The 20,757-nt window shown below is 43.3% G+C and carries 13 protein-coding genes and 1 pseudogene; 3 read left to right on the top strand and 11 right to left on the bottom strand.

The window, feature by feature from the left end; all coding sequences use genetic code 11:
• Positions 1–4: 4 nt before the first annotated feature.
• From AAFH98_RS05380 to AAFH98_RS05360, 5 genes are all read right to left on the bottom strand, one after another.
• A complete protein-coding gene (locus AAFH98_RS05380; protein WP_342521668.1) occupies positions 5–1,855 on the bottom strand; it encodes a TrkH family potassium uptake protein in 1,851 nt (616 codons plus the stop codon).
• 65 nt (positions 1,856–1,920) lie between these two features.
• Complete coding sequence (locus tag AAFH98_RS05375) at positions 1,921–2,337, bottom strand: hypothetical protein (RefSeq protein ID WP_342521667.1); 417 nt, start codon at positions 2,335–2,337, stop codon at positions 1,921–1,923.
• Positions 2,338–2,351: 14 nt separating this feature from the next.
• Positions 2,352–2,603 carry a hypothetical protein gene (locus tag AAFH98_RS05370; RefSeq protein WP_342521666.1) on the bottom strand — a complete coding sequence of 84 codons (252 nt, stop codon included), beginning with the start codon at positions 2,601–2,603 and terminating at the stop codon, positions 2,352–2,354.
• 202 nt (positions 2,604–2,805) lie between these two features.
• The gene (locus tag AAFH98_RS05365) at positions 2,806–4,137 is read right to left on the bottom strand and encodes a sigma-54-dependent transcriptional regulator (protein ID WP_342521665.1); all 1,332 of its coding nucleotides are present in this window, start codon (positions 4,135–4,137) and stop codon (positions 2,806–2,808) included.
• Between the two features lie 15 nt (positions 4,138–4,152).
• Positions 4,153–5,970: a HAMP domain-containing sensor histidine kinase gene (locus AAFH98_RS05360; RefSeq protein WP_342521664.1), complete on the bottom strand. Its 1,818-nt coding sequence runs from the start codon at positions 5,968–5,970 to the stop codon at positions 4,153–4,155.
• Between the two features lie 289 nt (positions 5,971–6,259).
• Between AAFH98_RS05360 and AAFH98_RS05355 the strand changes: the two genes are divergently transcribed.
• Positions 6,260–6,973 (top strand): SDR family NAD(P)-dependent oxidoreductase, encoded by a 714-nt coding sequence (locus AAFH98_RS05355; protein ID WP_342521663.1) that lies wholly within the window; start codon positions 6,260–6,262, stop codon positions 6,971–6,973.
• 413 nt (positions 6,974–7,386) lie between these two features.
• Here the strand turns inward: AAFH98_RS05355 and AAFH98_RS05350 are convergent.
• The 6 genes and pseudogenes from AAFH98_RS05350 to AAFH98_RS05325 all read right to left on the bottom strand — a co-directional run.
• A pseudogene (locus AAFH98_RS05350) lies at positions 7,387–7,584 on the bottom strand (BspA family leucine-rich repeat surface protein); the annotation flags it as partial.
• A gap of 125 nt (positions 7,585–7,709) precedes the next feature.
• Complete coding sequence (locus AAFH98_RS05345; RefSeq protein ID WP_342521662.1) at positions 7,710–9,200, bottom strand: InlB B-repeat-containing protein; 1,491 nt, start codon at positions 9,198–9,200, stop codon at positions 7,710–7,712.
• A 92-nt stretch (positions 9,201–9,292) separates the two neighbouring features.
• The gene (locus AAFH98_RS05340) at positions 9,293–11,254 is read right to left on the bottom strand and encodes a BspA family leucine-rich repeat surface protein (RefSeq protein WP_342521661.1); all 1,962 of its coding nucleotides are present in this window, start codon (positions 11,252–11,254) and stop codon (positions 9,293–9,295) included.
• 70 nt (positions 11,255–11,324) lie between these two features.
• Positions 11,325–12,830 (bottom strand): BspA family leucine-rich repeat surface protein, encoded by a 1,506-nt coding sequence (locus tag AAFH98_RS05335; protein ID WP_342521660.1) that lies wholly within the window; start codon positions 12,828–12,830, stop codon positions 11,325–11,327.
• Between the two features lie 91 nt (positions 12,831–12,921).
• Positions 12,922–15,006 (bottom strand): BspA family leucine-rich repeat surface protein, encoded by a 2,085-nt coding sequence (locus tag AAFH98_RS05330; RefSeq protein WP_342521659.1) that lies wholly within the window; start codon positions 15,004–15,006, stop codon positions 12,922–12,924.
• A 91-nt stretch (positions 15,007–15,097) separates the two neighbouring features.
• Positions 15,098–16,738 (bottom strand): BspA family leucine-rich repeat surface protein, encoded by a 1,641-nt coding sequence (locus AAFH98_RS05325; RefSeq protein ID WP_342521658.1) that lies wholly within the window; start codon positions 16,736–16,738, stop codon positions 15,098–15,100.
• A gap of 440 nt (positions 16,739–17,178) precedes the next feature.
• Between AAFH98_RS05325 and AAFH98_RS05320 the strand changes: the two genes are divergently transcribed.
• A complete protein-coding gene (locus AAFH98_RS05320; RefSeq protein ID WP_342521657.1) occupies positions 17,179–17,748 on the top strand; it encodes a sigma-70 family RNA polymerase sigma factor in 570 nt (189 codons plus the stop codon).
• Between the two features lie 85 nt (positions 17,749–17,833).
• Positions 17,834–20,575 carry a serine/threonine-protein kinase gene (locus tag AAFH98_RS05315; RefSeq protein ID WP_342521656.1) on the top strand — a complete coding sequence of 914 codons (2,742 nt, stop codon included), beginning with the start codon at positions 17,834–17,836 and terminating at the stop codon, positions 20,573–20,575.
• Positions 20,576–20,757: the final 182 nt, after the last annotated feature.

The raw sequence follows: 20,757 nt of genomic DNA, 5'->3' as shown, positions 1-20,757 counted from the left end.
AACCTTACGACACCATAATACTTTCTTTGGGATAACGATATTTCCGGTTGTCAGCTCGACTTGCAAACGCCACCATAAACGTAAGTATACCCACCCGCCCAAGAAACATAGACAAAATAATAATCGATTTACCCCATGTGGTTAGATCGCCGGTAATACCGCGAGATAACCCAACGGTAGCAAAAGCCGAAACTTCCTCAAATAACAAATCCATAAAGGCATGGTTTTCGACAATGGCAAGCAATATGGTACTAACGCTGATGCAAGAAACGGCCAATAAAATGACCGTCACTGAACGAAAAATAATAGTATTTGGGATCGTCCGATTGAACATTTCCATACGATTATTTCCCCGGATGGTCATCGTCATAGAGCGGACCAGCACAGCAAAAGTTGTCGTTTTTATTCCACCCGCCGTAGATGCCGGGGATCCACCAATCAACATAAGAATTAACATGCCAAGAATTACAGGAATACCCATAGCACCAGTATCAACCGTATTAAATCCAGCCGTTCGGGTAGTAATACTTTGAAAAAGCGATAACAGGAATTTGTCAACCGTTGAATGGCCAGCCAGCGTATTATCCCATTCTAATATCATCACTACTGCTGTACCAACCACAATTAAAATGGCGGTAGTTACCAACACCAAGCGGGTGTGGACAGAAAGACGACGACGCCATATTTTACGCTCGGACTTCCGCTGTATAATCTCCCAGATCACCGTAAATCCGAGTCCGCCTAATACAATTAAAATCATTGTTGTAATATTGATGGGCCAGTTTGTAGCATTGTGCGCATCAGCCAGACTATTGGTAAAGAGCGAAAAACCGGCATTACAAAAAGCCGATATAGCATGAAATACCGAAAACAGCACACGCTGTCCCTGAGATGAAAATTCCATATCCCAGCTGACATAATATGCTATCACAGCTATGCCTTCGACCAGAAAGGTGAATCCTACTACCTTTTTAAGGGTAGCCGTAACAAGATTAGTGTTCTTTTCGGCTACCATATCTTTGATGGTATTCATCTGCCCGACCCCAAGTCCCCCGCTAATAAACAAAAATAGAAAGGTAGCAAAGGTGATAATTCCGATACCTCCAAGCTGGATAAGCGTCATAATCACGATTTCACCAAATAGCGTAAAGTGCGTGGCCGTATCCACAACGATAAGTCCCGTTACACAAACCGCACTCGTAGAGGTAAACAAGGCATCAATAAAAGCCAGCCCTTGACCATCCTGGGTGGCACCGGGCAACATCAGTAATAGCGTACCTGCGCCAATAATGGAAAGAAAGCTATACACCAGAAATCGCGCCGTATTTTTCTGATCCTCCAACAGTTCTGGCAGATACTGTACAAATTTGATGATCACAATAAGCAGAAGATACCCTTTCAAAAACTGCAGGAAGAATGCCTCCGGGTTATCAGCCGTAAAAAACAACCCTTCCACAATGCTATACCCAGCAACGATGTCAATCAAAATTAGCGTAGAAAAGCCAGTAAGCACCCCTTCGAACCACCTCTTCCGCAAATAGGCCCCCCGATCACTGGTAAGAACTAACCGTACAAAAAAGCTCAGCACAAAGCCAAAGAGCAACCAACCTTCTACTTTTTGATTTAGCTGTTTTAGCTCTGGCGTAAGCTCAAACCCGAGTGGGATAAGCAGGCTGGTAACGACCAACATAACGAGCAGGGCCGAAAACGCACGCACATATGGATGGGCAACTTTATCAATTTCATAAATATCGTCCTGCACATAGTGGAAAAAGAGGTTAGCTTTTTTCTTAAAATCACGCCAACGTCGCAGGACTTTCAGCCATTTCTGTTTCCAGTGATACGGTAATTTCATAGAGAGCGAAGATAGAAATTATTCTGAAATACCACAGAATTTAATAACACTTGGCAAGACGGGATTTATATCTCTTGAAACTGCTCGATAGTAATAGAATTGATATCACTTTGAGAACCATTTTGTTTTTGTTCAATACAAAATGTACGGGTAGGATTTCCCTCATCAGAATAGGCATGAACCCTAATCTTAATACCAGTTACTGGTATTAACTTTCCTGCTTGATGCTCCAAGGCAGACAGCTGTCTTTCAAGCCTCATAATTTGCACGTTGATCTGCTGCAGCTGCTCCTCAAATTCATCCACTTTCTCCCCGAAGGAGATCGACTGCCGATAGGAAAGACTATTTTCATCGCACGTTGGTTTTTGCGCAAGATGATTTTCCTTCTTCTCCTTAAATTGTTGCAGCTCATGCTTTAAATCAACAATTCGCTGCGCCTTTTGGGCCAGCTTATGCTCTTTATATTGCAAATCATCCATCATAGATACTTTGGATATTAACTATTATACGGCCGATTAAACTTTTGTATGTCATGCTCATCAAGGTACCGGTCAATTTTTTTCTTGATCTGATGTACCCCTTCATCCCGGCTACTTGCCTCCGCAACAAAATCAACTTTCATATTTTGTTGATCAGGATGCACCCCTTCCCCGACAATTTTAACATTCAGTGCCTGCCCTTCAGCGGCATTAACCTGATCAGCCTCATAAAGTCTTGTACCTCTGTATGTTCCTATATCTTTTTTCATTATGTCACCCTCACAGCGTGAGATTGGTTTTCAGTTTCTTTTATACTGAAAATTCTATGCCATCTAACAGCGAGGAGATCAATATTTACAAAAAACCACCCTTATTCATCAAAAGTGAGCATATCTTGATGCATAAAGATAAAATTGATCAAAAAGGTATTTCAAAATGGTAGATACCATTCCCAGTTTGGGATAACGAATTCTATAAGTTGTATTCCTCTATTTTGCGATAGAGTGTGCTGGTACCGATGCCCAAAATTTTAGCAGCTTGGGTTTTATTTCCTTCCGTCTTTTTTAATACCCGCTGTATATGATTACGCTCGACCTTTTGCAGCGAGCTCGTTGAAGATATATAACCTGATGAACCTTCCTCCTCGTGAAACTCCGAAGGTAAAAGATCAGGCGTAATCACTGCTCCCTCTGACAAAATTGCCGCCCGTTCAATCACATTTTTCAACTCCCGTACATTACCGTGCCATGGATAGAATTTTAATCGCTGCATAGCCTCATCCGAAATCTGTTGTACCCGGGAATGTAATCGCTGCAGAACAAAATTTGCCAGCAATGCAATATCCCCTTCCCGGTCTCTCAACGGTGGAATTTTTATCGTAAATCCTGCCAGACGGTAATACAGATCGTCCCGAAATCCTCCCTCATCGGCCGCTTGCTTTAAATCTTTATTTGAAGCTGCAAGCACTCGCAGATCCACCTCACGCTCTTTCGTTTCTCCCAGTTTGGTAAACGTTTTATGCTCTAAAAATCGTAATAGTTTTGCTTGCAACCCCACATCCATTTCCCCAATTTCATCTAAAAATAACGTCCCACCATCGGCTTCCTCGATCAGCCCTTTTTTGGATTCTGTTGCCCCGGTAAACGCTCCCTTTTTGAATCCAAACAACTCCGACTCCAGCATATCCTTTGGAAAAGCACTACAGTTCAAAGCCACAAACGGTCCATCTTTTCGGTTGCTTGCTTGGTGTATAGCCTGGGCAAAAAGTTCTTTGCCCGTACCTGTTTCGCCCTGCAGCAGGACACTCATGTCAGATTTAGCCACCTTTCTGGCCATTTTAATAGACTTCTGGATGGCATCCGATTCCCCTACTATGCTATCAAAACTGTATTTGCTTTCAACCCGCTGCTCAAGATGCTGTAGCTTGGCATTAAGGTTGGCTTTCTCCGCTGCACGTTCTACGACCACATGAATATGATCGTCATTATCCCCCTTAGTAATATAATCGAAGGCGCCCTGCTTCATCGCATTCACCCCGTCTTGGATCGTACCAAAGGCTGTAATCAGGATCACTTCAATTAATGGGTACTCTTTCTTGATTCGCTCCAATATATCAAGGCCATTCCCATCGGGCAGTTTTACATCACAAACCACCACACTTACTGTCTCATTCTCTAAAATATTGAATCCCTCTCGAGCATTTTTGGCCTGTAAAACCTCAAATCCCTCCAGTCCAATGATGCGTGACAACAGCTTACGAAATCGTTCCTCATCATCAATCACTAAAACGTTATTTCTTCTCATAATACCTGTCTTCATCTATTCTTTCACCTTAGGTAACGTGAAGTAAAATGTACTTCCTTTGCCAACTTCACTTTCAACGCCAATCTCTCCCCCCTGCGCGTTAATAAATTCTTTGGCTATCGACAGCCCCAATCCGCTGCCATCACTATCACCATAGACCTGAAAATACTTTTGAAATATTTTATCAAGATGTTCCTCAGCAATGCCTTCTCCCATATCAACGACTGAAAATTGTACTGATGATATTTTATTCTCACCCCGCATTATAATTTTTCCATCCTGTGGTGTGTAGCGAATAGCATTCGATAATAAATTAACGAGCACCCAAACGGTTTTCTGCAAATCAACCTTTACCGGGGACAATTCTTGATCAGATTCGGTAGAAATCTCAATATTTTTCTGATTCGCCTGCATAACCATTGTCTCGTAGGCATATTGCAGCAGATCCACTGGCTTGGCCGGCTGGGTATTAAGCTGAATATTCCCCGTTTCGATTTTAGATAAATTCAATAGTTCAGCGGTCGTCGTTTTCATCCTTTCGGCATCCTGACGTATATTCCTGATCAGCTCCGATTGCTCATCATTTAACGGTCCCACTCGTTCATCCTCGAGCAAACGCAAACTCATATTAATGGAAGCAATAGGCGTTTTAAGCTCGTGAGAAACCACTGCAATAAAGTTGGTTTTGGCCTCATTGATCTCCTGGAAATGTGTTACATTTTTCAAGGTAATAATAGATCCGATTTTCTTTTTGGGATTCGAAGATTGCTCATTCAACAATACCGGCTGAACCTCCTTCGAGTAATACACAAACCGATCATCAGTTGGTAACTTAATTAAATCCGGAGAATTGGCCTGATCCTTGTTCTTATCCTCATTGTTCGAATCAGAGAGCATCTTTCGAATCAAATCATTTTTAACAGCTAAGTCCGGGACATATTTACCCACCAACAGTTCTCGATCAATGCCTATGAGCTCTTCGGCTTTGGCATTTACAAACAAAATATTGTCTTCATTATCCAAGCCAATCACTGCCTCATTCATCTGGTTGATAACAGCTTCAATCCGCTGCTTTTCACTCTTTATTTTCGCCAGGTTACTCGACTCAAATTCCTGCAGCCGTGCCGCCATCGTATTAAACGCCTTGGCCAACTCTTCGTATTCGTCCCCAGTTTCAAACTCCAGCCGCTGATCATAATTTTGGTTGGCAATACTCTTTATACGGGCAATAAGCTCTTGGATCGGATTCACAATGTAGCCGGGATAGTTTATCAACAATCCCACTGCCAATAACAAGCTGGCAATACCGATAATACTCATGTAAAAAATAATATTTCCAGCCGTTTTCTGGGCCCGATCATTTTTCTGATGAATGGCCTCCAGGTTCATATAAGTAATCTGTGCCAGCAAATATTGTAGTTGCCCATATTCCTCGTCCAGGGATTGAAAGAATGCATCATTACTAACACTCTGATTTTTTTGATCATCAATCGCATCAAAATATTTGACTATCCTTTTTTGGAGCTTGTTACTGAGTTCTGCCTCTCCCTCTTCCGTAATGTTTTGTTGCTGATTGCGTAGATTTTGTAAAATCTCCTGCTCCAACGAATCCACTTTCCCCAATCTTTCTCTCGACATCCCCAAATGGATTTCTGTCAGTGCCTGCTCCATATTCTGCATATAGGTAACCGTACGATTGTTGTTTTCAATAATCGCGCCCGAAGTATCAGCCAGTGTACTTATAAAAATTAGCCCGCTGGTCCACAGCAGAATAATCAGTAAGACTAAAAAACCAAGACCGGCATACAGTTTCGTTTTAAGATTAAGTTTCATGTCATTATTTCCTTGCGTAAAAATCAAATATTACACTTATATAACTTAAAAATAAGAATATCATACTACTTAAATGAGTTATTGACTGCGTTACGGAAACACTGATAAGAAATCCATGCCACTATCCGAGCAATAGTCTTACTATCAACTGTGGGTGCCATTTGCCCAACCTCAAGATTATTTTTGCCTTAAGTATGTTATTTTGATAACCCGTTTATCAAAATGAAAGGAATGCACGTACTTTCCCACTTGTTATTTAGTTCAATATAAAATTAAATGAATTGTTACTATGGATTTTTCCGATCGTCATTTCATCATAACAGGCGGTGCCGGCTCGTTGGGTACGGCCGTTGTGCAATTGCTTTTGGATGCTGGAGCTCGTTGCAGTGTACCCTGTTTTAACAAATCCGAGCTGGACAACTTTGATCTGACCGATCACAAAAACGTATTCACAAAAGTTGATGTAGATCTCACCGACGAAGATCAGGCACAATCGTTTTTTGAGGATGCGATAGACGAGCAGGGCCCACTTTGGGGGTCTATCCACATTGCCGGGGGATTTGGGATGGGTTCGATTCAGAAAACTTCCAAAGCTGATTTTATGAAGCAGATTAACTTGAACCTGGTTACCTGCTACAATAGTTGTCGGGCTGCCGTACAACAGTTTAAAGACCAAGGCGACGGTGGCCGTATTGTCAACATCGCCGCACGTCCCGCCTTGGAACCACGGCAAGGAGCCGGAATGACCGCCTACACGACATCCAAAGCAGGTGTGGCTGCACTCACGGAATCACTGGCCGCCGAGGTGGTCGAAGATGATATCTTGGTCAATGCTATCGCCCCTTCCGTAATTGACACCTCACAAAACCGTGAAAGCATGCCCAATGCCAATTTTGATAAATGGCCCAAGCCTGAGCAGCTGGCCCAACAGATTGCTTACTTAGTTTCGCCTGAAAATAAGGTGACGCGCGGGAGTGTGGTTTCGGTGTACGGTAAAAGCTGACAATTTGAAGTTAGCCTATAGTGTCATTCTCAACTTGTTTCAGAATCTTTATCATAAATGCTGGACGCTTCTGAAGTACCGGATATTTGATTCCGATGTATGGCAACAGTTAGATAATATGTAACGTGCAGAGATTATCCCCGGTAATGGGTCTCGATCCAGCTGGGTAAACTGCCAGACTTACTACTAACTTGTTGTGATAGACACTGTGATATGCTTTTGCTTATCTCCTTCCCAAGCCCAAGCTCCAGCAAGTATATGGTCCGAGCGGACGCTCGAACCATTAGTCGTTTAGGATATAAAAGCGGCAAGTCTGAATGATCAACCCATTTGATTATTAGCAATAATACCAGTGCAAGATCCCATCTTACACTGGTATATGTGGCATTATAAAAATCCTGTGAACTCGTCACCTATGAGCCACAGGAATCACCCCAGTCTGGCATTTTAGTACTTGTTAAAGCACTACCGTCCGAAAAACCACTCGGTTCATCTGGAATATCTTCAACACACCATTCGCTGAGGTCTCCACCAAAGACAGAAGCATCTTTAAACATATTACTCATATCTCCCACACTGCTGACATCCCATAGACTTATGTTGCTACTAAATGAAGTCTCCTGATACTCATAAAACTACGTTTGTGGCATTTTTCGGATCCTGCCGGGTTCCGATGACTACACCATATGCATTTGAACATTATCAACGAATGGTTGGTAATTCTGTTTTACTTATTCTATGAACCGGAACACTTAGCACCCCAATCCGGCAGCTTATTAATATTGCCTTCAAAATCATCATGTGTCCCGACATCAAAGTCATCGGGCTTTGTTGCACCAATGTTCTTTACACACCAACCGCTGAGATTTTGATTGAAGTCACTGGCAAGCCAAAACATCCTATCCATGTTTTTAACACTGGACACATCCCAATAGCTTATATCTTGGTTAAATAGATCAACACCAGTAAACATGCGGTTCATGCGGGTTACCTCAGATACATCCCAGTGGGTGATATCTCTATTAAAGGAGTCAGCTCCCTCAAACAAAGAGCTCATATCCGTGATCCCGCTAGTACAAGTAGTTGGAGCATTGTCTGTAGTAATCTGGTCGACGGTACGTTTAATATATTCATCACCATTTACTGTTCCGGATTCGCCTACACTGGCTTCCTCACATTTTATGGTAACCCCATTTCCAGCCAAATAGAATTTTGCTTGTGTTTCCTCAAATACCGCTGTTACTATTTTTTCGGCATCAATAGTTATTTCAACAGGGTTATCAGTACTGGCTTTGTCCCCGGTCCATTCCACAAATTTATATCCGTCAGCAGGTGTCGCCTCCAACTCGACAGTCGTTTCATATTCATACGTTGACTGATCGGGCGTTTTTGTAATCGAACCGCTTCCGCTTGTATTTGTAGTCAATGCAAAACTTTTCTTTCCAAAAACAGCCGTCACTTCCTTGGCTTTATCGACGGTTATTTGGGACGGATTATCACTGCCAGACAGATCTCCGGTCCATTCTGCAAATTTATACCCATTCCCGGCATTCGCGGTCAACTCCACAACCGTACCATGATCGTACGATTTACTTTGGACAACTTCTTCGTTTACCGCTCCTTTTCCTTCGGTGTTTATAGTCAGCTCATAGCTTTTTTTCTCAAATACCGCTGTTACATCTTTCGGATCGTCCACGGTAATCTGAGCCGGATTATCTGATCCTTCGATATCCCCTTTCCATTCGACAAACCTATACCCTTTGGCAGGATTGGCGGTGAGTTCTACAACCGTACCATGCTCATATTCTTTGGATTTTTCCTGAACCACATTTTCATCTATGGCCCCTTCCCCTTCGGTATTAGTCGTCAGAGCATAGCTTTTCTTTTCAAAATTAGCCGTCAGAAAATAGTCTTGGTCTACAGTAAGCGATAGAGGGTTGTCTTCGCTTTCCATATCACCCGTCCACCCTGAAAACAGATATTCGTCGCTGGCCTCGGCCGTCAACTCTACGGTTTCCCCTTCGTCATATGGCCCATCGGCTGACCGAGAAACTGAACCACTTTCTGATGGCGATATGCTAACGTCCACACTGTAGGTAGTTTCGCCTTCACTGTTATTGCCATTGCCTTCGTTATCTGAACTGGGTCCGGTACCGGAGTCGCTGCATGACAACAGTATTAATCCTGTGAAAATTAGTACGGTAAATAGTGCAATTAGTCGTTTCATAATGATAAATTTTTGAAAATTTTAATCTGTATTCTCATGTGATGCCAGCCCGGTTTACCATGGGTCGGCATCTGAATTTGAAAAAAATTAAGCTAATTACCGGGACAGGTTCCCCAGACCGGCTGCTTCCCGGTATCCGGATCGTCATCGCCTTCAAAACCGGCATTGGTATCAAAATCTGATGGCTTTGAATCAATTTTTGAAACGCACCAGCTGCTGATATCCTGGTTAAAAGAGGAAGCATTCTTAAACATTTTGTCCATAGTGGTTGCTGCCGAGGTATTCCAGCTGCTGATATCTTGGTTGAATAATGTGGCCTCCTCAAACATACCGTGCATGTCAGTTACATTGCTGACGTCCCAGTTACCAATATCTTGGTTAAAGGATGAAGCCTCATGAAACATATATCGCATAGTAGTTACTGCAGATACATCCCAGCTGCCAATATCTTGTTTGAACGAACTGGCATTAAAAAACATCCAGGACATATCGGTTACGCTACTGACATCCCAATCGCTTATATCCCTATTGAAATTGCTATCGCGAAACATATAACTCATCCCCTCCACATTACTGACATCCCAACTACTGATATCTTGGTTAAAGTCCTCGGCACCACTAAACATAAAATTCATATTAGTTACGCTACTAACATCCCAGCCACTGATATCCTGGTTAAATGATGAAGCATCAAGAAACATTCTATACATATTCGTGACACTGCTCACGTCCCAGCTATTTAGATCTTGATTAAAGTCTGTTACGTTGTAAAACATTCGATTCATATCGGTTACATTACTTACATCCCACTGGCCAATATCCTGATTAAACGTGACTGGATCACCAAAAAGACCACCAAATAAATTATACATATCCGTAACGGGAGTTGTACAAACCCGGGTCACATCCTCGTCGTTTTCAATCTTTTCTACCAGCATGGCCCGGTCCACGGCTTCATACTGCTTGCCATTCGGATCACCGTTTAAAAAGCCTTTCTGGCCGGGATCGGCTTCCGGGCATACTACGGTATATCCATTTTGGGCTGAATAAAACAGAGGTTTCTCTTCAAAGACGGTCGTAATATCTCGCTCCGAATACACCGTGACAGTTATTTCGGGCGTCGTGCCGGAAATTTCACCTGCCCACTCTTTAAAGGACCAGTTATTGTTGGGCTCGGCCGTCAGGATTACCTTTTCACCATATTTGTATTCGGTCTGGTCGGGATCTTTGGCGACGCTGCCTTCGCCCTGAATATCAGGGGCCAGAGCAAATGTTTTGCGTTCAAATACGGCGGTTACATCCTTGGCCGCATCAACGGTAACTTGGGCGGGATTATCCGAACCCGAGAGGTCGCCGCTCCATTCAACAAATGTCCACCCTTCGGCGGCGCTGGGGGACAGCTCTACGACATCCCCGTACTCATAGCCCTTGGCTTTTGATACCACCTGCTCCGAAACCGCTCCGCTTCCATTGGTGGTAACGGCCAACTTGTAGCTCTTCTTTTCAAAAACGGCTGTTACTTCTTTGGGATCATCCACGGTAATCTGCATTGGGTTATCCGTACCGGTCTCATCCCCGTTCCATTCAACAAACTTATAGCCTTTGGCTGGAGTCGCAATCAATTCTATCGCTGTACCATGCTTATATTCTTTGGATTTTTGCTCCAACACATTCTCCTGAACCGAGCCTTCTCCTTCTACGTCAGTACTCAGATCATAATTTTTGAGCTCGAAATTGGCCGTGAGATTAAAATCCTGACTCACGGTTAAGGGTAGCGGATTCACATCTCCTTCCATATCCCCGCTCCAGCCAGTAAATACATACTCATCTTTAGCATTGGCCAGCAGCTGAATTTCTTTGCCCTCCTCATAGGTCTCCTCTGTTGTCGGGGATACCATTCCCGCATCCGATGGCGTCATATCTACCGAAACTGTGTAGGTTGTAGCTTCTTCATTTTCATTGTTGTCGGGGTCGGGGCCGGTGCCCGAATCTCCGCAGGCCAACATGATTCCTGTGAATATCAGTATGGTAAGTAGTGCAGTTAGTCGTCTCATTTGATTGATATTTTTTGATTTGTACCAGCCTATCTGATGTGACCGGCACGGTATATTATTAATCTACTTTCTACGATCCGGGACAGGTTCCCCACACTGGCTCGTGTTCTTCTGCAAGCCCACTGAACGATGAAAAACCAGCAGGTTTTTCCGAAATATTTGGTACGCACCAGTCGCTGATATCTTGGTTAAAGTCATCAGCGTTATAAAACATTGTTTCCATATCTTCCTTAGCAGATATACCTGATAGATCCCAGCCACTGAGAGCTCCATCAAAGGATGAGCTTCCTTGACTATCACCGGCGAACATGCCGCTCACATCAGTTACGCTGGAGACATCCCAGTCGCTAAGGTCTTGGTTAAAGCTGAAAGCCCGATAAAACATCTGACTCATATCTTCTACTTTGGAGACATCCCAACTGTTGAGACTTTGGTCAAAAACCGTAGCCTCAAAAAACATGCGTCTCATATTGGTAACACTGCCTACATCCCAGCCGCTGATATCCTGATTGAAAGAGGTGGCCCCGGAAAACATTCTATTCATATACATGGCGCTGCTGACGTCCCAATCGCTTATATTTCCGTCAAAGGAAGTGGCATCTCTAAACATGTCGGCCATACTTTTTACGTTACCCACATCCCAGCTGTTGAGATCTTGGTTAAAGGATTCAGCATTCAGAAACATGGATGCCATATCTTCTACACCGGAAACATCCCAGTCACCGATATCCTGGTTGAAGGATATAGCACCATGAAACATGTCTTGCATATTCGCAACAGAAGAAACATCCCAGCTGCTTATATTTCCGTTAAAAGGAGTGGATCTAAACATATAATCCATACGGTTAACATTGCCCACATCCCAGCTGTTGAGATCCTGGTCAAAGTTATCAGCATCCCAAAACATACTTCTCATCGTTTCTACAGCAGATACATCCCAGTAACTGATATCCTGGTTAAAAGATCCGGCATTATAAAACATGCGCATCATATTGGTTACGCCAGACACATCCCAGGTGCTTATATCGCCATTAAAGTCCGTGGAATCCCGGAACATAGAATACATATCTGTGATGCCGCTGGTACAGGTTGTAGGAGCGTTATCCGAGGTAATCTGATCGGCGGTACGTTTGGTATACGTGACGCCTTCCACCGTGCCAGTGTCACCGACGGAAGCAGCATCACAAATAACGGTTACCCCGTTGGAGGCCAGATAAAAGGATGGCTTCTCCTCGAACACCACTGTTACCTCTTTAGACTCGTCCATGGTAACTTCTTCGGGATTCTGGGTGCCGGATAGGTCCCCCTGCCACTCCACAAAACCATAGCCTTCAGCGGACTCGGCGGTGAGCTCTACGGTTTCACCTTCGTCATACGGCCCATCGGCTGACCGAGAAACTGAACCACCTTCTGATGGCGATATAGTAACATCCATAGTGTAGGTGGTGGTTTCATCGCTACCATCGCCACCATTATCTCCGTTATCCGAACTGGGTCCGGTACCGGAGTCGCTGCATGACAACAGTATTAATCCTGTGAACGTTAGTACGGTAAATAGTGCAATTAGTCGTCTCATAATGATATTATTTTAAACTTATAACCTATTCTCTTATTTGATGCACAGCCCGATTTACCATAGGTCAGCATCTGAATTTGAAAAAATTAAGCTAGTTACCGGGACAGGTTCCCCAGACCGGCTGCTTCCCGGTATCCGGATCGTCATCGCCTTCAAAACCGGCACCATCATCAAATCTAGTAGGCTTGGAAGAAATATTAGATACGCACCAGCTGCTGATATCTTGGTTAAAAGTAATGGCATAATTAAACATACCATACATGTTAGTTACATTGCTGACGTCCCAGTTGCCGATATCTTGGTTAAAGGCATAAGCACTCCAAAACATACTTCCCATATTCGTTACACTACTGACATCCCAGCCGCTGATATTTCCGTTAAAGGAGCTTGCACCCTCAAACATCTTGCTCATATCGGTAACGCTCCCCACAGCCCAGCTGGAAATATTACTATCAAATGAATCGGCAGAGTCAAACATAGCCCGCATATCTGTTACATTGGACACATTCCAATTGTTAAGATTTTGGTTGAAGGAGTTAGCACCAGCAAACATGCTTTCCATACTGGTTACGCTGGATACGTCCCAGCTGCCAATATCTTGGTTGAACGATGAAGCACCCCAAAACATCTCTTGCATAGTTGTTACACTACTGACGTCCCAGCTGCCAATATCACTGTTAAAGGAACTGGCACCATTAAACATCCTTCTCATATTCGTTACTGAAGAGACATTCCAATTGCCAATATTCTGATTAAAGATGGTAGCATCCTGAAACATTCCATGCATATCCGTTACGCTACTGATGTCCCAACTGCTGATATCTTGATTAAAGGAATCAGCGTTAGAGAACATATTACTCGTCTTGGTTACACCAGACACATCCCAGGCACCAATATCCTGGTCGAAGGAACTGGCATCTTTAAACATCGACTTCATATTAGTTACACTGCTCACATCCCAATGGCTGACATCTCCGTTAAAAGAGCCGGCACCATCAAATAAATTGCTCATATCGGAAATGCCGGAGGTACAAGTCGTCGGGGCATTGGAGGGAGTAATCTGATCGGCGCTACGTTTGGTATAAGTATCTCCGTTTACCGTCCCAGTTTCCCCTACGCTGGCGTCTTCACACTTTACGGTTACTCCATTGGATGCCATATAAAAGGTTGACTCAAATACCGCCGTCACTTCCTTTTCTTCATTTATTTGCAGTTTTTCAGGATTTTCAGATCCTGTCATGGCACCTTGCCACTCTACAAATTTATATCCTTCGGCAGCATTTGCGGTGAGTTCTACCTCTGTATTATACTCGTATGTAGATTGATCGGGATCCTTCGACACCGATCCGTCACCAGATGTATCGACCATTAACTTGTACTCTTTCTTCTCAAAAACAGCAGTAACTTTCTTCGCCTTATCCACTGTTATTTGAGCAGGGTTATCATTTCCTGTCAGATCTCCGGTCCATTCCACAAATTTATACCCATTCCCGGCATTCGCGGTTAATTCCACAACCGTACCATGATCGTACTCCGTGGACTTATGTTGTACTACCTCTTCGGCAACGGCCCCATCACCATCTGTATTTACCGTAAGGTTATAACTTTTTTTCTCAAATACGGCTGTTACCTCTTTTGGGTCGTCCACGGTAATCTGAGCCGGATTTTCGCTGCCTTCCACATCCCCTTTCCATTCGACAAATTTATACCCTTCGGCGGGATTGGCGGTGAGTTCTACAACCGTACCATGCTCATATTTTTTGGATTTTTCCTCCACAATTTCTTCGCTAACGCTGCCATCACCTTCCTTATTAATGGTGAGCTCATAGCTTTTTAGCTCAAAATTTGCCGTTAGCGAATAGTCTTGGTCTACCGTAAGCGACAGTGGGTTGTCTTCGCTTTCCATATCACCCGTCCACCCTGAAAACAGATATTCGTCGTTGGGGTCGGCTGTCAATTCTACGGTTTCCCCTTCTTCATAGTCATTGGCCCCGGAAGGAGACACCGTACCCCCCTCGGCCGCTGAGGCCTCAACGGTATATGTAGTCGGGTCGTCTACGTTATCGCCATTATCTCCGTTACCCGGATCGGGGCCCGTCCCGGAGTCGCCTCCGCAGGCTACCAGTGTTAATCCTGTGAATATCAGTATGGTAAGTAGTGCAGTTAGTCGTCTCATTATGATAAATTTTTGAAAATTTTAATCTGTATTCTCATGTGATGCCAACCCGATTTACCATAGGTCGGAATATGAATTTGAAAAAATTAAGCTAGTTACCGGGACAGGTTCCCCAGACCGGCTGCTTCCCAGTATCCGGATCGTCATCGCCTTCAAAACCGGCACCATCATCAAAATCTGATGGCTTTGAATCAAAATTCTCCACACACCATCCGCTGATATCCTGGTTAAAGGAGGAAGCATCCCGAAACATCCCAGCCATGGTAGTCACATTTGATACATCCCAGTCACTAAGATCTTGGTTGAATGACCCTGCACCGTCAAACATTTTATGCATTTGTGTGACACTGCTAACATCCCAACTGTTGATATCACCATTAAATGCTTTTGCATCCTGAAACATATATGCCATATCATTTGCACTGGAAACATTCCAGCTACTGATATCTCCGCTAAAAATAGTAGCTCCCACAAACATTGCTCTCATATCTGTTACAGCAGAGACATCCCAACTACTTAGATCTCCGTTAAAGGATTCTGCATTTATAAACATAGTCTGCATATCTGTCACGCTAGACACGTCCCAACCACTGAGATCCTGGTTGAAGGGTGTAGCTCCATTAAACATTGATCGCATATTCGTTACCCCAGACACGTCCCAACTACTAAGATCTTGGTTAAAATCAGTGGCACTCATAAACATAGCCTGCATATCTGTCACGCTGGACACATCCCAATGGCTGATATCTCCGTTAAAAGAGCCGGCGCCATTAAATAAATTACTCATATCCGTGATACCGGACGTACAAGTCGTCGGGGCATTGGCCGGAGTGATCTGGGACTTGTTGCGCTTGGTGTACGTGGTGCCGTTAATCGTGCCCGTATCGCCCACACTGGCCACATCACAAATAATAGTTACTCCATTCGATGACACATAAAATGGCTTCGATTCAAACACAACCGTTACCTCTTTGGCCCTATCGATAGTGATTTTCTCTGGATTACTATTACCCGTCAGGTCACCTTGCCATTCAGAAAACGTCCACCCAATAGCAGCGTTAGCGGTCAAATCTACAACCGTGCCGTGTTCATAGCTTTTGGCTTGCACCACCTCTTCGGCCACGGCCCCTTCTCCCTGCTTATTAATCGTAAGCTCATAGCTCTTTTTTTCAAAGACGGCCGTCACTTCTTTGGGGCTGTCCACGGTGACCTGCTGTGGATTACCGGTGCCGGTCACGTCTCCGGTCCACTCTACAAATTTCCACCCGTCAGCGGGATTAGCCGTTAGTTCTACCACCGTGCTGTGCTCGTAATCGGTTGACTTTTTCTGAACCACATTTTCATCTATGGCCCCTTCCCCTTCGGTATTAGTCGTCAGAGCATAGCTTTTCTTTTCAAAATTAGCCGTCAGCGAATAGTCTTGGTCTACAACAAGCGATAGAGGGTTATCTGAACTCTCTACATCTCCTGTCCAATCGATAAACCGATATTCGTCATTGGGATTCGCCTGTACTTCAACCTCTTCGCCTTCTTCGTAAGTATCATCCGCGGAAGGTGATATGGTCCCTGCATCCGATGGAGTCATATTTACCGAAACCGTATAGGTTGTAGCTTCTTCATTTTCATTGTTGGCATTGTCAGGGTCGGGGCCAGTACCCGAATCCCCTCCACAAGACCATAAGATTAAACTTGTTACTGTTAGTACGGTAAGTAGTGCTGTTAGTCGTCTCATCATGATATTATTTTAAACTTATAACCTATTCTCTTATTCGATACCCAATCCAGTTTAGAATTGGCTGGTACTCTCCAGTTCTGGTATCCTGATAAAAACATCTACTCGTAGCTTATATGAGATAATGGATAGCGTTTCATTACAATTAGATAAATAGCCGAAACAGTACCTCCAGGTAATCAAATACGTAAACGAATACAAAAAGGGCTCATATTCGTCAATAAAGTGGTCATCTACCGCACCAGAAAAAACAAGTCGCTGTTCAAAGTTTAGGAAGGAAATTATTCATGGACCAAGTAACATAACCTGTGATGAATTTTATTGGTGATAAACTAATTATTTTTTTTATTGCATATATATAAATAGCTATCATCAATCAGTTACCAGAATAAAGGTTTTTTCATCAGGTACTAAGCTTAAATCTATGATCCCACGTAGAAATGTCTGAGGTTACTCAACTTTTAGTCCGGCTCAAAGAGGGAGAAAAAGGGGTTTTTGATAAACTGTATCCCCTCATCTATAAACGGCTCCATAGCATGGCGCACGCCCATATGGCACGCCAAAACCCTGATCATACGCTTTCTAAAACCGAATTGGTTCATGAAGCTTACCTTAAGATGATTGATCAAACACAAATTGATTTTAATGATAAATCACATTTTTTAGCTATTGCATCACATTGCATGCGGCAAATCCTTATTGATCATGCACGTAAAAAACAGGCCGGAAAAAGAGGCGGTAAAGAAAAAGACGTTACCTACATTGACGGTATTTTGAATGAACAGAAACAAAAAACAGAAGAACTTATAGATATTGACGCTGCGCTAAACGATTTGAAAACATTAAATGAACGTTTGAGCAAAGTGGTAGAAATGCGCTTTTTCGGGGAAATGACCATTGCTCAAATTGCTGATGTCCTTGAAATTTCTGAAAGCACCGTCAAAAGAGACTGGATGAAAGCCCGAGGATGGCTTTACAACAAGTTAAAACCCCGATATGAAATTGAATAAATCAAGCTAATGTGTGTTAGGGTATACATTCTGATTCACCACTTTAATTCTTTGCTTATATTTTATATTTGGATCATTACTTATTATGGGTAATCAAGACTGGGAAAAAATTGAAACCATTATTGATCAGGTTTTAGACCTCCCGCGAGAAGAGCAGCAGAGATTTGTTGAAAAACAATGCAGTGACGACCCGGAATTAATGGGAAGGGTTACGCAATTACTCAAATCCATTTTTGATTCCGAAGGATGGCTTGAAGAGCTCAAGGAGCACAAGTATTATCCCGGTGAAGATGTTGCTGATGACATTAAGGCCCTTACCGGCAGTAATAATGACCTTACCGGACAGCAAGTCGGCTCTTATACGATTAAAAAACAAATTGGCAAAGGCGGCATGGGCTCGGTATATCTCGCCGAACGTACTGACGGGGAGTTTGACCATCGCGTAGCTATAAAAATCATCCGACAGGGACATAACACCCATAAAAACATTCTGCGTTTTCGGCGTGAACAGCAAATTTTAGCTGGGTTAAATCATCCCGGTATTGGGCGACTGTATGATGGCGGGATAACTGATGATGGATTTCCGTATATCATCATGGAATACGTGGATGGCATTCCCATTGATGAATACTGCTTACAGCATAACTGTAGTGTTGATGAAAAAATTGAACTCTTTAAACAAGTTCTGGAGGCCGTCCGTTATGCCCATGAAAATCTCGTTATTCATCGTGATCTGAAGCCCGGAAATATTCTTGTTGATGGTTCCGGTAATATTAAAATACTTGATTTTGGGATTTCCAAATTATTGGAAGATGAGGAGGATACCAGCCTGACACAGACAGGTGCCCGGCTGCTAACCCCAAAATATGCCGCACCAGAGCAGATCCGCCAGAAACATATCACAACCTCCTGCGATTTGTATGCCCTGGGCATGGTATTTTACAAGCTACTTGCCGGGATACTGCCTTTTGACTTTGCGGGATGCTCCGGTTACAAAGTGGAGCAGACGATCCTCCATAAACAACCACCCGCCCCAAGCAAAAAAGTGAAAAACCCTAACACGGAAAACCAACTCAAAGGAGACCTGGATGCCATTGTACTGAAAGCGATCCGTAAAAATCCTGAAGAGCGCTACCGAGGAATAACAGAGTTGTTGGATGACATCAGGAATTATCAAGAAAATATGCCGGTCAATGCCCAAAAAGGTAGTACCGCATATCGCATCAGCAAATTTTTTAAACGTCATAAAACACCCATAGCTGTTGCAGTTACTTTTCTTTTGCTCATATTTAGCATCGCTTTTTACTATACCAATCAAATTGCCAAAGAGCGTGACCGGGCTAAATTTGAAGCTCAGAAAGCTACCGAAATCCAAGAATTTTTGGTAGATATTTTTAGATACAACAATCCCGACGCCAAAGAGTATGCAGGCAAAGATTTGACGGCCCAAGAACTATTACAAGCAGGGCTGTCAAATGTGGAAAATGAGTTACAGTATCACCCGGAAACACAAATCGGGATTATGATTTCGATTGGCGCGGCATTCCGGAACCTCGATGAATTAGAAGACGCAGAAGAAGCTATAAAAATGGCACTTGAAAAGAGTAAGGACCATTTTGGTATGGACGATATGCAGACAGCCAGCATTTATACGTCACTGGCAAAAATAAAACGCGATGCCGGAGAATATGAGAAGTCGGATGAGCTGATTAATCAAGCCATTGAGATCAACGAAACTATTGCCGATACCGCCCTCAAAAAGCTGGCAAATAAATATTCCATCCTTGCTTATAATCAAGCATATAAATCCAAATACCATAAGTCTGAAGAGCTTTTTAACTACACCGATAGTTTGTATATCGCCGCGGATGCTTCTAATTCGTTAGGACGATACAATTCTCTGAGTAATTTTGCAGAGGTAAAGGTAAAACTGGGGGAATATGAGAAAGCCCTGAAATATAACAAAAAGGCATTGGATTTTTACCGGGAATTGTATGATGGCGATCATATCAACATTGCCACAGCATTAAACAAAATAGGAAACATCCATCAGCGCCTGGGTAACCATGAACAGGCTGATGAGTATTACCGGCAATCGCTTGATATGAAATTACAGTTACTGGACGAAGACAATACTTCCGTCGCCATTTCCTACCAGGATATCGCTATTAATTTGCGGATAATGGGTCGTTATGCCGAGGCTGAAAAATTTGCCCAAAAAGACCTGGAAATTATGGAGGAAGTGTATGACGAGGATCATATTAAGATTACGCCCTCCTTGAATATTGTTGGACTAGTCAAAAGAGATCTCGAAGAATATGAAGAGGCGGAAGAGTTATTTGAAAGAATCATTGCCATAAAAGAGAATTATTACGAGAAAGAACTGCCCACATTGGCCGCGTCCATTTACAACCTGGCTCATCTCTATCAGACCACCGGCCGATATGAAGAAGCATACGCCATGTATAAGCGCGTCGTTGATATTGACAAAAACAATCTGGGGCCCGAACACCCTGAGGTAGCTGTCGATCTGAATAAGCTCGGTGATGTAAGCCGTGAGATGGAAGCATACAGCCAAGCTGATTCCATTTTTTCCGAAGCGAAACCTATTTTTATGGATGCATTTCCGAATGACCACTACCGAGTAGCGGAACATCTGGTCAGTCACGGGCAACTAAAACTCAGACAGAAACAGTTTGAGGAAGCCCAAAAGGATTTTGAACGCGCCGCTGACATCTTCAAAGAAAATTTTGGCGAAGACGACACCCGCGTTGAAGAAACCCTTTCTTATTTAGAAAAGGCAAAGAAAGCTACAATTAACAGATAACCGGTTGTGCCAAACAATTCAATTGGAGCCTGTTCTCATAATAGCAGAGTGTGGAAAAAATTAAGGGATATAACTCCCTTAAAGCTAAAATAACTGGCGCTTGTGGCACAATCCTAAATCTGACCACCATTTCTCTTTTGTTTATCGTTAATTGATTTTGGTAAGCATAATAAACGTGCCTC

Origin of the sequence: Fodinibius sp. Rm-B-1B1-1 (assembly GCF_038594945.1) — a bacterium.
Taxonomy (GTDB): Bacteria; Bacteroidota; Rhodothermia; order Balneolales; family Balneolaceae; genus Fodinibius; species Fodinibius alkaliphilus.
The sequence above is the reverse complement of the archived record's forward strand: the minus strand, read 5'-3'. Positions and strand labels throughout refer to the sequence as shown.